The sequence below is a fragment of the Streptomyces recifensis genome (genome assembly GCF_002154615.1).
Classification (GTDB): Bacteria; Actinomycetota; Actinomycetes; order Streptomycetales; family Streptomycetaceae; genus Streptomyces; species Streptomyces griseoluteus.
In genome coordinates, this window is the sequence record NZ_MUNH01000051.1 from 1 (window position 1) to 14,223 (window position 14,223).

Annotated in this window: 10 protein-coding genes; 5 read left to right on the forward strand and 5 right to left on the reverse strand. The window is 72.1% G+C overall.

Annotation, left to right across the window (positions count from 1 at the left end):
- The first annotated feature begins 42 nt into the window (after window positions 1-42).
- Window positions 43-966 (forward strand): serine hydrolase, encoded by a 924-nt coding sequence (locus CCN33_RS03350; protein ID WP_086690913.1) that lies wholly within the window; start codon window positions 43-45, stop codon window positions 964-966.
- A gap of 136 nt (window positions 967-1,102) precedes the next feature.
- Here CCN33_RS03350 and CCN33_RS03355 read toward each other — a convergent pair whose 3' ends face one another.
- A complete protein-coding gene (locus CCN33_RS03355; RefSeq protein ID WP_086690915.1) occupies window positions 1,103-1,336 on the reverse strand; it encodes a hypothetical protein in 234 nt (77 codons plus the stop codon).
- A 156-nt stretch (window positions 1,337-1,492) separates the two neighbouring features.
- On the opposite strand from CCN33_RS03355, the gene CCN33_RS03360 reads away from it, so the two are divergent.
- The 4 genes from CCN33_RS03360 (at window position 1,493) to CCN33_RS03375 (ending at window position 9,236) form a co-directional block, all read left to right on the forward strand.
- Complete coding sequence (locus tag CCN33_RS03360; protein WP_086690932.1) at window positions 1,493-5,212, forward strand: ABC transporter ATP-binding protein; 3,720 nt, start codon at window positions 1,493-1,495, stop codon at window positions 5,210-5,212.
- A 107-nt stretch (window positions 5,213-5,319) separates the two neighbouring features.
- Window positions 5,320-5,709 carry a hypothetical protein gene (locus tag CCN33_RS03365; protein ID WP_086690917.1) on the forward strand — a complete coding sequence of 130 codons (390 nt, stop codon included), beginning with the start codon at window positions 5,320-5,322 and terminating at the stop codon, window positions 5,707-5,709.
- 87 nt (window positions 5,710-5,796) lie between these two features.
- Window positions 5,797-7,230, forward strand: a complete 1,434-nt coding sequence (locus CCN33_RS03370) for a S28 family serine protease (RefSeq protein WP_086690919.1) — start codon at window positions 5,797-5,799, stop codon at window positions 7,228-7,230.
- 164 nt (window positions 7,231-7,394) lie between these two features.
- Window positions 7,395-9,236, forward strand: coding sequence for a glycoside hydrolase family 3 protein (locus tag CCN33_RS03375; protein WP_086690921.1), 1,842 nt, complete (start codon window positions 7,395-7,397; stop codon window positions 9,234-9,236).
- 173 nt (window positions 9,237-9,409) lie between these two features.
- On the opposite strand, the gene rbsD is transcribed toward CCN33_RS03375, so the two are convergent.
- From rbsD to CCN33_RS03395, 4 genes are all read right to left on the reverse strand, one after another.
- Window positions 9,410-9,799: a D-ribose pyranase gene (gene rbsD, locus CCN33_RS03380; protein WP_086690924.1), complete on the reverse strand. Its 390-nt coding sequence runs from the start codon at window positions 9,797-9,799 to the stop codon at window positions 9,410-9,412.
- Window positions 9,796-10,743, reverse strand: coding sequence for a ribokinase (locus tag CCN33_RS03385; RefSeq protein ID WP_086690926.1), 948 nt, complete (start codon window positions 10,741-10,743; stop codon window positions 9,796-9,798). The genes rbsD and CCN33_RS03385 overlap by 4 nt, the downstream gene beginning before the upstream one ends.
- A 74-nt stretch (window positions 10,744-10,817) precedes the next feature.
- The gene (locus CCN33_RS03390) at window positions 10,818-12,761 is read right to left on the reverse strand and encodes an ABC transporter permease/substrate-binding protein (protein WP_086690928.1); all 1,944 of its coding nucleotides are present in this window, start codon (window positions 12,759-12,761) and stop codon (window positions 10,818-10,820) included.
- Window positions 12,751-14,223: sugar ABC transporter ATP-binding protein (locus CCN33_RS03395; protein WP_086690930.1), on the reverse strand; the 1,473-nt coding region annotated here is incomplete at its 5' end. The genes CCN33_RS03390 and CCN33_RS03395, both read right to left, overlap by 11 nt.

A 14,223-nucleotide genomic window follows, 5' to 3' on the forward strand; every position in this document is an offset into this window, starting at 1 on the left:
CACCAGTGCAACCCTCCCCCCTCCCCAATAGTCAATCCGTGCATGACGCATCGGATATCACCCCGCGCCCGTAAAGGTGCGCTCGCTGCTGTGCTGGGCGGAGCGCTGCTCGTGCCCGTCGTCGGGGCCGCCCCCGCATCCGCCGCCGGCGCGGTGACCTGTACCTCCGCCAAGGCCGGGCTCGCGGCGAAGCTGAGCAAGGACATCACCGCCGCGCTCGCCAACCGCAAGGGCAGCGTGGCGCTCGGGGTGTACGAGGCGGGCACGAAGACGACGTGCACCCTGCGGGCGACCAGCTCGTACGACTCCGCCAGCACCGTCAAGGTCACCGTGCTGGCGACCCTGTTGTGGGACGCGAAGAAGCACAACCGGTATCTGACCAGTACCGAGACCTCGCTGGCCACGACGATGATCACGAAGTCGGACAACACCGCGACCAGCAAGCTGTGGAAGCAGCTCGGCGCGACGAAGGTCAAGAGCTTCCTCACGGCCGCCGGGATGACGAAGACGACGCCGGGTGCGAACGGCTACTGGGGTCTGACCCAGATCAACGTCACCGACGAGCAGAAGCTGCTCAAGCTCGTCACCGCCAAGAACTCCGTGCTGAGCGACAACTCCCGTGCCTACATCCTGAAGTTGATGGGCAAGGTCATCTCGTCCCAGCGCTGGGGCACCCCCGCGGGCGCCCCCTCCACCGTCGCCGTGCACGTCAAGAACGGCTGGCTGCAGCGCTCCACCCACGGCTGGCGCGTCCACAGCCTCGGCACCTTCAACGGCGGCGGACACGACTACACGATCACCGTGCTGACCCAGGACAACAGCACGATGGACTACGGCGTCGCCACCATCCAGACCGTCGCCAGGGCCATCCACAAGGACCTGGTCCCCACCACCGCCAAGACGTCCCTGTACGTCCCCACCAGCACCCCCCGCGAGGCGTTCGTCGCGACCCCGCCGCAGGGCTGATCCTTCACCGCGCGCTCTCCCGCCGGTCACCGTGCACGTCCTGCGGTGACCGGCATGCGCACCGCGCTCGCAGCCCTCGCCGCCACCGGCACCGCGAACGCCGACACCCCGCGAAAGCATGCCTGTTCGGCCTCCGTCACCCCAGTGCCCGCGCCCGCTCCTCCACCTGCCGACGGATCGCGTCGTGCGGATCGCGCCGCCCCCGCCCCACCGCGTGGATCGCCCGCCGCAGGTCCTCCGCGCCGTGCAGGTCCACCGGCCGGACCGGGTGGCCGCCGTCCGGGAGCGACCACCCCTGGGACGCGCGGTACCGCCGGGCCGCCGCGTCCAGGTCGGCCGCGTCCGGCACGTCGATGCTGCCCTTGTCCATGACCGCCTCCGGCGCAGAGGCCGTACGACGCGACGCATTCCGGCACGAACCCGGACGCCCCGCCCGCCGGGCGGCACACCTCCGTCCGGAATACCCCCATGCACCCCCGTGTTTGTGCCTCACGGAAGATCAGGCAGAGCGATGGAGGACACCCGCGTGGGACCGCAACGAGGATGGGCGCGACGACTGGCGGGATACGCCTGGCGCCATCCGAAGGACGTCGTCCTGGCGCTGGGCGCCTCCCTGGGCGGGATGGCCGTCATGGCCGTCGTCCCGCTGATCACCAAGGTGATCATCGACGACGTGATCGGCGACCACACCCGTGACATGGCCCCCTGGGCCGGCGCCCTGATCGCCGCCGCCCTGCTGATCTACGCCCTCACCTACGTCCGCCGCTACTACGGCGGCCGGCTCGCCCTGGACGTCCAGCACGACCTCCGCACCGGGATGTACGACACGATCACCCGGCTCGACGGCCGCCGTCAGGACGAGCTGTCCACGGGGCAGGTCGTCGGCCGGGCCACCAGCGACCTCCAGCTCATCCAGGGGTTGCTGTTCATGCTCCCGATGACCATCGGGAACGTCCTGCTCTTCCTGATCTCGCTCGGCATCATGGCCTGGCTGTCGCTCCCGCTGACCCTGGTCGCCCTCGCCGTCGCGCCGGCCCTCGGGTGGATCGCCCGCCGCAGCCGGACCCGGCTGCACCCCGCCACCTGGTACGCCCAGGCCCAGGCCGCCGCCGTCGCGGGCGTGGTCGACGGCGCGGTGAGCGGCGTCCGCGTGGTGAAGGGGTTCGGGCAGGAGGAGCAGGAGACCGGGAAGCTGCGGGAGGTCGGCCGCAGGCTGTTCGCGGGACGGCTGCGCACCATCCGGCTGAACAGCAAGTACACCCCCGCCCTCCAGGCCGTCCCCGCGCTCGGCCAGGTCGCGATGCTGGCCCTCGGCGGCTGGCTGGCGGTGCGCGGGCACATCACGCTCGGCACCTTCGTGGCCTTCTCCACCTACCTCGCCCAGCTCGTCGGCCCGGTCCGGATGCTCGCCGTGGTCCTCACCGTCGGCCAGCAGGCCCGCGCGGGCACCGAGCGCGTCCTGGAGCTGATCGACACCGAGCCGTCCCTCAAGGACGGCACCAAGACCCTCCCGGCCGACGCCCCCGCCTCCGTCGAGTTCGACGACGTCTCCTTCGGCTACGACCCCGGGCGGCCGGTCCTCGACGGGCTCAGCCTGGAGATCCGCCCGGGCGAGACCCTGGCCGTCGTCGGCTCCTCCGGCTCCGGCAAGTCCACCCTCTCCCTGCTGCTGCCGCGCTTCTACGACGTCACCCACGGCGCCGTCCTGGTCGGCGGCCACGACGTGCGCGAGCTGACGCTCGACTCGCTGCGCGCCGCGATCGGCCTGGTCCCGGAGGACTCCTTCCTGTTCTCCGCCACCGTCCGCGAGAACATCGCGTACGGCCGCCCCGACGCCACCCAGGACGAGATCGAGGCCGCCGCGCGCGCCGCCCAGGCGGACCGGTTCGTCCGCGAGCTGCCCGCCGGGTACGACACCAAGGTCGGCGAGCACGGCCTGACCCTCTCCGGCGGCCAGCGCCAGCGCCTCGCGCTCGCCCGCGCCCTGCTCACCGACCCCCGCCTGCTGGTGCTGGACGACGCCACCTCGGCGGTGGACGTCCGGGTCGAGCACGAGATCCACGAGGCGCTGGCCCACGTCATGGCGGGCCGCACCACCCTGCTCATCGCACACCGCCGCTCCACCCTCAGCCTCGCCGACCGCATCGCCGTGCTGGACGGCGGCCGCCTGGTCGACCTCGGCACCGACGAGGAACTCCAGGAGCGCTGTCCGCTCTACCGCAGGCTGCTCACCGACCCCGACGAACTGGGCGCCCCCTCGCCGGGCCACGCCCGCCCGGCCGAGCGCACCGAGGACACCTCCGTGCGCGAGGAGCTGGACGCCGAGTTCGACGCCGAGCGCGGGGTCACCCCCAGGCTGTGGACCGGCGACCGCACGCCGCGCGAGCAGACCCTCTCCGGCACCCCGGCCACCCCCGAGCTGCTCGCCCAGGTGGAGGCGCTGCCCCCGGCCACCGACACGCCGGACGTGGACGAGGCCCGCGCGGTCCGCGCCGAGGACTCCTACGGGCTGCGCCGCCTGCTGCACGGCTTCGGGCGTCCCCTGCTGGTCAGCCTGGCGCTGGTCGCCGTCGACGCGGGTTCCGGCCTGCTGCTCCCGGTGCTGATCCGGCACGGCATCGACGAGGGCGTGACCCGTACCGCGCTCGGCGCGGTGTGGGCGGCCTCCCTGCTCGGTCTGCTCACCGTGCTGGTGCAGTGGACCGCGCAGTACGGCGAGACCCGGATGACCGGCCGCACCGGCGAGCGGGTGCTGTACGCGCTGCGGCTGAAGATCTTCACCCAGCTCCAGCGGCTCGGCCTGGACTACTACGAGCGCGAGCTGACCGGCCGGATCATGACCCGGATGACCACGGACGTGGACGCGCTGTCCAGCTTCCTGCAGACCGGCCTGGTCACCGCGTTCGTCTCCGTCGTCACCTTCTTCGGCATCATGGGCGCCCTGCTGGTGCTGGACGTCCAGCTCGCGCTGGTCGTGTTCGCCACGCTGCCCCCGCTGATCCTCGCCACCTTCTTCTTCCGCCGGGCCAGTGTGAAGGCGTACGAGCTGGCGCGGGAGCGGGTGTCGGTGGTCAACGCCGACCTCCAGGAGTCGGTGGCGGGCCTGAGGATCGTGCAGGCGTTCCGCCGCGAGCGGGACGGCGGGCGCCGGTTCGCCGAGCGCAGCGAGTCCTACCGGCAGGCCCGTATCCGGGGCCAATGGCTGATCTCCGTCTACTTCCCCTTCGTCCAGCTCCTGTCCTCGGTCGCGGCCGCCGCCGTGCTGATCTCGGGCGCCGGGCGGGTGGAGGCGGCCACGCTGACCACGGGCGCGCTGGTGGCCTACCTGCTCTACATCGACCTGTTCTTCGCCCCCGTGCAGCAGTTGTCCCAGGTCTTCGACGGGTACCAGCAGGCCACCGTGTCGCTGGGCCGCATCCAGGAGCTGCTGCGCGAACCGGCCTCCACCGGGGCCGCCCACGCCCCGCTGGAGGTGCTCTCGCTGCGCGGCGACATCGCCTTCGAGGACGTGTCCTTCGCGTACGGCGACGAGGAGGAGGCGCTCACCGGGATCGACCTCGCCATCCCGGCCGGGCAGACCGTGGCGTTCGTGGGCGAGACCGGCGCGGGCAAGTCGACCCTGGTCAAGCTGGTCGCGCGGTTCTACGACCCGACCTCGGGCCGGGTCACCGCCGACGGCACCGATCTGCGCACGCTCGACCTCACCTCGTACCGGCACCGGCTCGGGGTGGTGCCGCAGGAGGCGTACCTGTTCCCCGGCACGGTCCGGGACGCCATCGCGTACGGGCGGCCGGACGCCACCGACGCCGAGGTGGAGGCGGCCGCGCGGGCGGTCGGCGCGCACGAGATGATCGCCACCCTCGACGGCGGCTATCTGCACGAGGTCGCCGAGCGCGGCCGCAATCTCTCGGCCGGGCAGCGCCAGCTCATCGCGCTGGCCCGCGCCGAACTGGTCGACCCCGACGTGCTGCTGCTGGACGAGGCGACCGCCGCGCTGGACCTGGCCACCGAGGCGCAGGTCAACCAGGCCACCGACCGGCTCGCGGGCCGCCGTACCACCCTGGTGGTGGCCCACCGGCTGACCACGGCCGCCCGTGCCGACCGGGTCGTGGTGATGGAGAACGGCCGGATCGTGGAGGACGGGCACCACACCGAGCTCCTCGCCCGCGACGGCCGGTACGCCGACATGTGGCGGACCTTCATCGGGCAGTCGGAGCCCGAGGAGCCGGTCGGCGTCACCTCCTGAGGGGCACGGTCGCCGGGAGCCGCGCAACCATCCGGCACATCCGAAGCGTCCGTACATCAGTACGTAGATCGCAAAAGTGTGCCCACGGGGGCGGGGAAGGACGAGCGGTGGACGGTGGGGCGATACGGCGGTGGGCGGCACTCGGCGCGGCCGCGCTGTCCCTGTCCGGGGCGTTCGCCCTCGCGGCCCCCGGCGCCGCCGAGGCGGCGACGAGCGGGCGGTGCGCGGGACGCGAGGTGCGCACGGTGCCGTTCCGGACCGGCACCGTCCACCTCTACCGGAGCGACGGCTACGTGTGCGCCACCACGGTCGCCAAGAAGTCCGGCTCCGGCATCCTGCTGGTCAGCGTGCAGGCACGCGGCAACCGGCCGGTGACGGACCGGGGGCGCTACCAGCACCACGCCGGACCGGTGACCGTCCACGCCGGGCACCGGTGCGTCAAGGTGCGCGGAGCGGCCGGCCGGGGCACCGTGGCCTCCGGCTGGATTCTGTGCTGATCGCGCGAACCGGCCAATCCCCTCTGGTGTGAAGGCAGTTGCTCGGATAGCTTCCGGCGGACATCTGTCTCACAGGGGAGAGTGCGCATGCGCAAGGCGCTGAGATGGCTGCTGGCGCTCACGGTGCTCATCGGCACACTGGGCACGGCGGGCACAGCGGGGGCGGCCACCACCGCACCGCCGGCACCCACGGACATCAAGGACCGGCTGCTGGCGATACCCGGCATCAGCCTGGTGGAGGAGAAGCCGTACACCGGCTACCGCTACTTCGTCCTGAACTTCACCCAGCCGGTCGACCACCGGCACCCGGACCGGGGCACCTTCCAGCAGCGGATCACCGTGCTGCACAAGGACGTGAGCCGCCCGACCGTCTTCTACACCAGCGGCTACAACGTCTCCACCACACCGTCCCGCCGCGAACCCACCCAGATCGTGGACGGCAACCAGGTCTCGCTGGAGTACCGCTTCTTCACCCCGTCCCGCCCGGCCCCGGCCGACTGGTCCAAGCTGGACATCTGGCAGGCGGCGAGCGACCAGCACCGCGTCTTCGAGGCGCTGAAGCCGCTGTACTCCGCCAACTGGCTGGCCACCGGCGGCTCCAAGGGCGGCATGACGGCCACCTACTACGAGCGCTTCTACCCCCACGACATGGACGGCGTGGTCGCCTACGTCGCCCCCAACGACGTGGTCAACGACGAGGACTCCGCCTACGACCGCTTCTTCGAGCGCGTCGGCACCGAGGAGTGCCGCGACAAGCTCGACGCCGTCCAGCGCGAGGCGCTCGTCCGCCGCAAGCCGCTGGAGCAGCGGTACGCCCGGTACGCCGCCGACAACGGCTACACCTTCACCACCATCGGCTCCCTGGACAAGGCGTACGAGGCCGTCGTCCTGGACTACGTGTGGGGCTTCTGGCAGTACAGCGGCCTCGCCGACTGCGACTCGATCCCGTCCGGCGCGGCCACCGCGACCGACGACGCGATCTGGGACTCGGTGGACACCATCTCCGGCTTCTCCGCCTACACCGACCAGGGTCTGGAGCAGTACACGCCGTACTACTACCAGGCGGGCACCCAACTCGGCGCGCCCACCATCCACTTCCCGCACATCGAGCGGAAGCTGATCCGCTACGGCTACCAGCCGCCGCGCAACTTCGTGCCCCGCTCCATCCCGATGCGCTTCCAGCACGGCGCCATGCGGGACGTGGACAACTGGGTCCGGCACGATGCCCGGCACATGCTCTTCGTGTACGGGCAGAACGACCCGTGGGGCTCGGAGCGCTTCCGCCCCGGCGCGGGCGCCCGTGACTCCTACGTGTTCACCGCGCCCGGCATGAACCACGGCGCGAACGTCGCCGGGCTCGTCGCCGACGAGCGGGCCTTCGCCACCGCCCGCATCCTCAAGTGGGCCGGGGTGGCGTCCCCGGCGGTCCAGGCCGACCCGTCGGCGGCGAAGCCGCTGGCCCGGTTCGACGGCCGGCTGGACGTACGGGACGTGGAGCGCGAGCCCGCGCTGCGCCCGTAGGGCAGACGGGGGAGGGGGCGCCGGATCCCGTCCGGCGCCCCCTTCTCCGTTCACGGTCGCGGTGGGTGATGCCCCGTGAGTTCCCTTGACGGAAAGAAACTTCCCGGATATTGGTGACTTCCGAAAGTTTCCTTCAGCGGTTCTCTCCTTCGGAAGGGGCGCACGTGCACCACACCAGCACGGGAAGCACGGGAAACACCACGGGGCCCTCCAGACGGTCCCTGTTCGCGAGCGCGGCCGGCCTCGGCGCAGCGCTCGCCGTCCCCGCCGCCTCCGGCAGGGCCCACGCCGCCGCCCCGGACGACGCGGCGCTGCGCGCGGTCATCGCCCGGATGACGCTGGAGGAGAAGGTCGGCCAGCTCTTCGTCTCCCGGATCTACGGCCACTCCGCCACCGCTCCCGACCAGGCGGACATCGACGCCAACCTCGAGGAACTCGGCGTCCGCACCGCCGACGAGCTGATCGAGCGGTACCGGGTCGGCGGCATCATCTACTTCACCTGGGCGCACAACACCCGCGACCCGCACCAGATCGCCGAGCTCTCCAACGGCATCCAGCGCTCCTCGCTGACCCGGCCGCGCGGGCTGCCCATGCTCATCGCCACCGACCAGGAGCACGGCGCCGTCTGCCGGATCGGCAAGCCCGCCACCCTGCTCCCCGGTGCCATGGCGCTCGCCGCCGGCCGCTCCCGCACCGACGTGCGTACCACCGGCCGTATCTCCGGCACCGAGCTGCGCGCGATGGGCGTCAACCAGGACTACGCGCCCGACGCCGACGTCAACGTCAACCCGGCCAACCCGGTCATCGGCGTACGGTCCTTCGGCGCCGACCCCGCCCTCGTCGGCGCCCTGGTGGCGGCCGAGGTGAAGGGTTACCAGGCGGCCGGGGTCGCGGCCACGGCCAAGCACTTCCCGGGCCACGGCGACACCGCCGTCGACAGCCACACCGGCTTCCCCGTCATCACGCACAGCCGGGAGCAGTGGGACACGCTGGACGCGGTGCCGTTCCGGGCCGCCGTCGCCGCGGGCATCGACTCGGTGATGACCGCGCACATCCAGTTCCCCGCGCTCGACCCCTCCGGCGACCCCGCCACCCTCTCCCACCCGATCGTCACCGGCATCCTGCGCGGCGAACTCGGCTACGACGGCGTGGTCATCACCGACTCCCTCGGCATGGAGGGCGTCCGCACCAAGTACGGCGACGACCGGGTGCCGGTGCTCGCGCTCAAGGCCGGGGTGGACCAGCTCCTCAACCCGCCGTCGATGGACGTGGCCTGGAACGCGGTGGTGGCGGCCGTCCGCAACGGCGAGCTGACCGAGGCCCGCGTGGAGGAATCGGTTCTCCGCATCCTGCGCATGAAGGCGAGGCTCGGTCTCTTCCAGAACACCCGCGTCACCCGCGCGGGCGTCGACCGGACCGTGGGCAACAAGCAGCACCTCGCCGCCGCCGACCACATCGCCGACCGCACCACCACCCTGCTGGTCAACGAGGGCCGGCTGCTCCCGCTGGACCGGCGCAGGCAGCCGAGGGTCCTGGTGGTCGGCGCCGACCCGGCCTCCCCCTCCGGCACCACCGGCCCGCCCACCGGAGTGCTGGCCGCCGCGCTGACCGGACTGGGCTTCACCGCCACGGCACTGTCCACCGGCACCGCCCCCACCGCGGACGCCATCACCAGGGCGGTCAGCGCCGCCCAGGACGCCGACGCGGTGATCGTCGCCACGTACAACGTGACCGCGGCCAGCTCCCAACGCACCCTGGTCCGGCGCCTGCTGGCCACCGGGCGGCCGGTGATCGCGCTGGCGATCCGCAACCCGTACGACGTCGCCCAGCTCACCGAGGTCAAGGCGCACCTGGCCGCCTACTGCTGGACCGACGTCGAACTCCGTGCCGCCGCACGGGTGATCGCTGGCCGGGTGAAGCCGCGCGGCAAGCTCCCGGTGCCCGTCGCACGGGCGGACGACCCGGCGAAGGAGCTGTATCCGCTGGGGTACGGACTGAGCTACTAGGGGCCCGCGAAAAAACTTTTCACGGGCGTGCAACCCTTCGCCGCCATCCGGTGTCGTACTACGCGTCAGGGCTTCGGGGGGGATTCCGTGGGGGGATTGCGAAGCTCCGGCACGTAGGGGGAAAGCCGAGGGGGCGTCTCCGGTCGACAAGACCGGGGACGCCCCCTCGAAACTTAGAAGAACACCCCGCAGCGCAGCAGCACGTTGGCGTAGGGACGGGCCTCACCCGTACGTACGACCAGCCGTGCTCGCGCGGACAGCCGCTTGAGCTCCTCGTGCGGGACCAGGGCCAGTCCGGGCAGCCGGGCGTCCAGCAGCGCACTCGCTTCGGGGTTGGCCGCCTGCACCTCCTCGGCCGCCGTGGCTCCCTCCACCGCGAGTTCGTCCAGCAGCCCGTCCAGGACCTGGGCGAAGGTGGGGACGCCCGCGCGGAAGGCGAGGTCCACCACACGGGGTCCGTCCGGTATCGGCATACCCGCGTCGCACACCAGGACCCCGTCCCCGTGGCCCAGTGCCGCCACGGCACCGGCCAGATGCCGGTTGAGAATGCCTGCCTTCTTCATCGTCCCCCGCCCCTCGTGCCGTCCGGCCTCCCGCCGCCGGTCCCGAGCGCGTCGACCTCGGCCGCCGTGGGGTACGACTCCTGCGCGCCCCGCTTGGTCACCGCCGCCGCGCCGACCCGGGCCGCGTAGGCGGCGGCTTCGGCCAGTTCCGCGCCCGATCCCAGCTTCCAGGCCAGCGCCGCGGTGAACGCGTCCCCGGCACCGGTGGTGTCCACCGCGTCCACCTTCACCGGCGGCACCCGCCGCACCCCGGACGCGTCGCACACCAGCGCGCCCTCGGCGCCCAGCGTCACGACCACCGAACGTGGCCCCGCGGCCAGCAGCAGCCGCGCCCAATCCTCCGGGTCCTCGCCGGTGAGGGCGTCACCGAGCAGCACCCGCGCCTCGTGCTCGTTGACGATCAGCGGGTCGCAGGCCGCGAGCACCTCGGCCGGCAGCGGCCGCGGAGGCGACGGGTTGAGCACGAACCGGTTCCCGTCCCCCAGCGTCCGTACGACCTCCGCCACCGTCTCCAGAGGGATCTCCAGTTGCGCCGACACCACCCGGGAGCCGCGCACCAGACGCTCCGCCTGCCGCACGTCACCGGTGTCGAGCCGGGAGTTGGCGCCGGGCGACACCACGATGCTGTTGTCCCCGGACGGGTCGACGGTGATCAGCGCGACGCCGGTCGGTGCCCCGCCCGCCGGCACGCTCGCGGTGTCCACACCGGCCGAGCGCAGCGAGTCCAGCAGCAGCCGGCCGTGGCCGTCGTCGCCGACCCGCGCCAGCAGGGCCGTACGGGCGCCGAGCCGGGCGGCGGCGACCGCCTGGTTGGCGCCCTTTCCGCCCGGGTGGACGGCCAGGTCGCCGCCCAGCACCGTCTCGCCGGCGGCGGGCCGCCGCTCGACACCGATCACCAGGTCCGCGTTGGCCGAACCCACGACCAGGAGGTCGTAGTCGTACATGAGTTGTCTCCCTGAGAAAAGTCCGGGGCGGGCGGCCGCACCCGTCGGACACGGCCGCCCGCCCCTGCGCGCCGTCAGCCGCTGAAGCCCGCCACGTTCTGCTTCGTGACCACCTTCACCGGCACCTTCACCATCGGCTGGACCTTCTTGCCGTGCACCGCCTCCAGGGCGTTGTCCACGGCAATCCGGCCCAGCTGGCTCGGCTGCTGCGCGACCGACGCGTACAGCGTGCCGCCCTTGACCGCGGTCAGGCCGTCCGGGGTGCCGTCGAAGCCGACGACCGCCACCGACTTGCCCGCCTTGGAGCCGAGCGCCTTGATCGCACCGAGGGCCATCTCGTCGTTCGCGGCGATGACGCCCTGGACGTCCGGGTGTGACTGGAGCAGGTTGGACATGACGTCCAGACCCTTGGTGCGGTCGAAGTCGGCGGGCTGCTGGGCGACGACCCGGATGCCCGGATAGGCCTTCAGGCCCTTGGCGAAGCCTGCCGCGCGCTCACGGGCGGCGGAGGTGCCCGCCTGGCCCTGCAGGATGACGATCTTGCCCTTGCCGCCCAGCTTCTCGCCGATCGACCGGGCCGCCAGCTCACCGCCCGCGACGTTGTCGGAGGCGATCAGCGCGTCGATGGACGCCTTGTTGACGCCGCGGTCGACGGCGACGACCGGGATGCCCGCCCGGTCGGCGGCCTTCACGGAGTTGCTCGCCGCGTCGGAGTCCACCGGGTTGACGATGATCGCACCGAGCTTGGAGCTGGTGAAGTTCTGCAACTGGTTGGCCTGCTGGGAGGCGTCGTTCTGGGCGTCCGTGACGGTCAGGTCCACGCCGCGCTTCTTGGCCTCGGCCTCGGCGCCCGAGCGGATCTGCACGAAGAAGGGGTTGTTGAGGGTGGACAGCGACAGACCCATCTTCGGGTGCGCCGAGGACGTCGAGCCGCTGTGCAGGAAGGAGGTCGCACCCACGACGGCCACCGTGACCACGGCGGCGAGCCCGTACGTCGCCGCCTGCTTGCCCTTGGGGCCGCCCGCACCGGCCACCGGGGTGGCCCCGGCCTTGCGGCGCACCGCGTCGAGCAGCACGGCGAGGGCGATGACGACACCGATCACGACCTGCTGCCAGAAGGCCGACACGTTCAGCAGGTTGAGACCGTTCCTGAGCACCGCGAGGATCAGCGCGCCGACGAAGGTGCCCGAGGCCTTGCCGGTGCCGCCCGCGAGGGAGGCGCCGCCGATGACGACCGCGGCGATGGCGTCCAGCTCGTAGCCGTCGGCGGCCTGCGGCTGCGCGGAGCCCAGCCGGGCGGCGAGCACGATGCCCGCGACGGCGGCGAACACGCCGGACAGGGCGTAGATGGCGAGCTTCTGCCGATTGACCCGGAGGCCCGACAGCCGCGCGGCCTCCTCGTTGCCGCCGATCGCGTACATCGAGCGGCCGATGTAGGTGCGGCCGAGCACCAGGGCCGCGAACAGCCCCATGGCCACCATGACCAGGACGGGCACCGGCAGCCAGCCGCCGAGGGTGTCACCGAGATGCGAGACCGACGCCGGGAAGGTGATCGGGACACCGCCGGAGATCACCAGGGACAGACCGCGCGCCACCGACAGCATGGCCAGCGTCGCGATGAACGGCGGCAGCTTGCCGTAGGCGATGAGGAAGCCGTTGATCAGGCCCGCGCCGACACCGGTGGCTATGGCGAGGACGACGGCGAGCGCGACCGGCATGCCCGACTGCGTGGCGCTCCAGGCCAGCACGGTCGAGGTGAGCGCGGCCACCGAACCGACCGACAGGTCGATGCCCGCCGAGACGATCACGAAGGTCACACCGAAGGCGAGGATCGCCGTCACGGCGGCCTGGACGCCGATGTTGAGCAGGTTGTCCGTCGTCAGGAAGTCGCCGGACAGCGCCGACAGGGCGACGGCGAGGACGATCAGCGCGGTCAGCGCGCCGTTGTCGAGGAGCAGACGGCGCAGGCCGCTCGGGGCGCCCGCCCCCGTTGTGCTCTTGAGCGTGTCAGTGGCCACGGGGGCCCTCCTTCTCTGGGGTGGTGTTCACGGCATCGGTGGTGGGGGTGCTGACGGCGAGTGCCATGACGGTGTCCTGGGTGGCCTCGTCCGCGGCGAGTTCGCCCGCGATCCGGCCCTGTGCCATCACCAGCACCCGGTCGCTCATGCCCAGCACCTCGGGCAGGTCGCTGGAGATCATCAGGACGGCGGCGCCCTGGGCCGTCAGTTCGTTGATCAGCTGGTAGATCTCGACCTTGGCGCCGACGTCGATGCCGCGCGTCGGCTCGTCGAGGATCAGCACCTTGGTGTCGGCCAGCAGCCACTTGCCGATGACCACCTTCTGCTGGTTGCCGCCGGACAGGGTGCGCACCTGCTGGCCGAGGCCCGCCATGCGCACCCCCAGCTGGGCCGCGATCCGCTCGGCGGCGGTGTACTGCGCCTTGCGGTCCACCAGCCCGCCCCGGGTCGCGGAACGCATGGTCACCAGGCCCAGGTTCTCCGCCACGGAGGCGTCCAGCACCAGGCCCTGGCCCTTGCGGTCCTCGGGTACCAGCCCGATCCCGGCGGTCAGGGCCGCGTTCACGTCGCCGCGCCGCAGCTCGGTTCCGGAGACCCTGACGGTTCCCGCGTCGTAGGGATCGGCGCCGAACACGGCGCGGACGACCTCGGTACGGCCCGCGCCGACCAGCCCGGCCACGCCGACGACCTCACCGGCGCGCACCTCGAAGCTCACGTCGTGGAAGACGCCGCCGCGGGTGAGGCCCTCCACGCGGAGCAGGGGCTCGCCCGCGGCGGCGGGCCGCTCACGCGGGTACTGCTGCTCGATGGAACGGCCCACCATCAGCCGCACCAGCTCGTCCTCGGGGGTGGAGGCCGGGACCTGGCCGACGCTGCGTCCGTCCCGGATCACGGTGACCCGGTCGCCGAGCGCGGCGATCTCCTCCAGGTGGTGGGTGATGAACACGATGCCGACGCCGTCCGCGCGCAGGGTACGCACGATGGAGAACAACTTCTCGACCTCTTCCGAGGTGAGCACGGCGGTCGGCTCGTCCATGATCAGTACGCGTGCGTCGAGGCTCAGCGCCTTGGCGATCTCCACCATCTGCAGGCGTGCGATGCCGAGTTCACGCACCCGGGCGTGGGGCGACACGTCGACGCCCACCCGTGCGAGGAGCAGCTCCGCGTCCGCCTCCATCTTCTTGCGGTCGATCATCCCGAGGCGGCGCGGCTGGCGGCCCAGGAAGATGTTCTCGGCGACCGTCAGCTCGGGCACCAGGTTGAACTCCTGGTAGATCGTGGCGATCCCGAGGCGTTCGGCGTCCTGCGCGCCCTGGATGCGCACCTCCTCGCCGCCGGCGAGGATCCGTCCGGCGTCGGGGGTGTGGGCCCCGGAGAGTGTCTTGATCAGGGTGCTCTTTCCGGCGCCGTTCTCGCCGAGCAGTACGTGTACCTCGCCCCGGCGCAGGTCGAAGTCGACGCC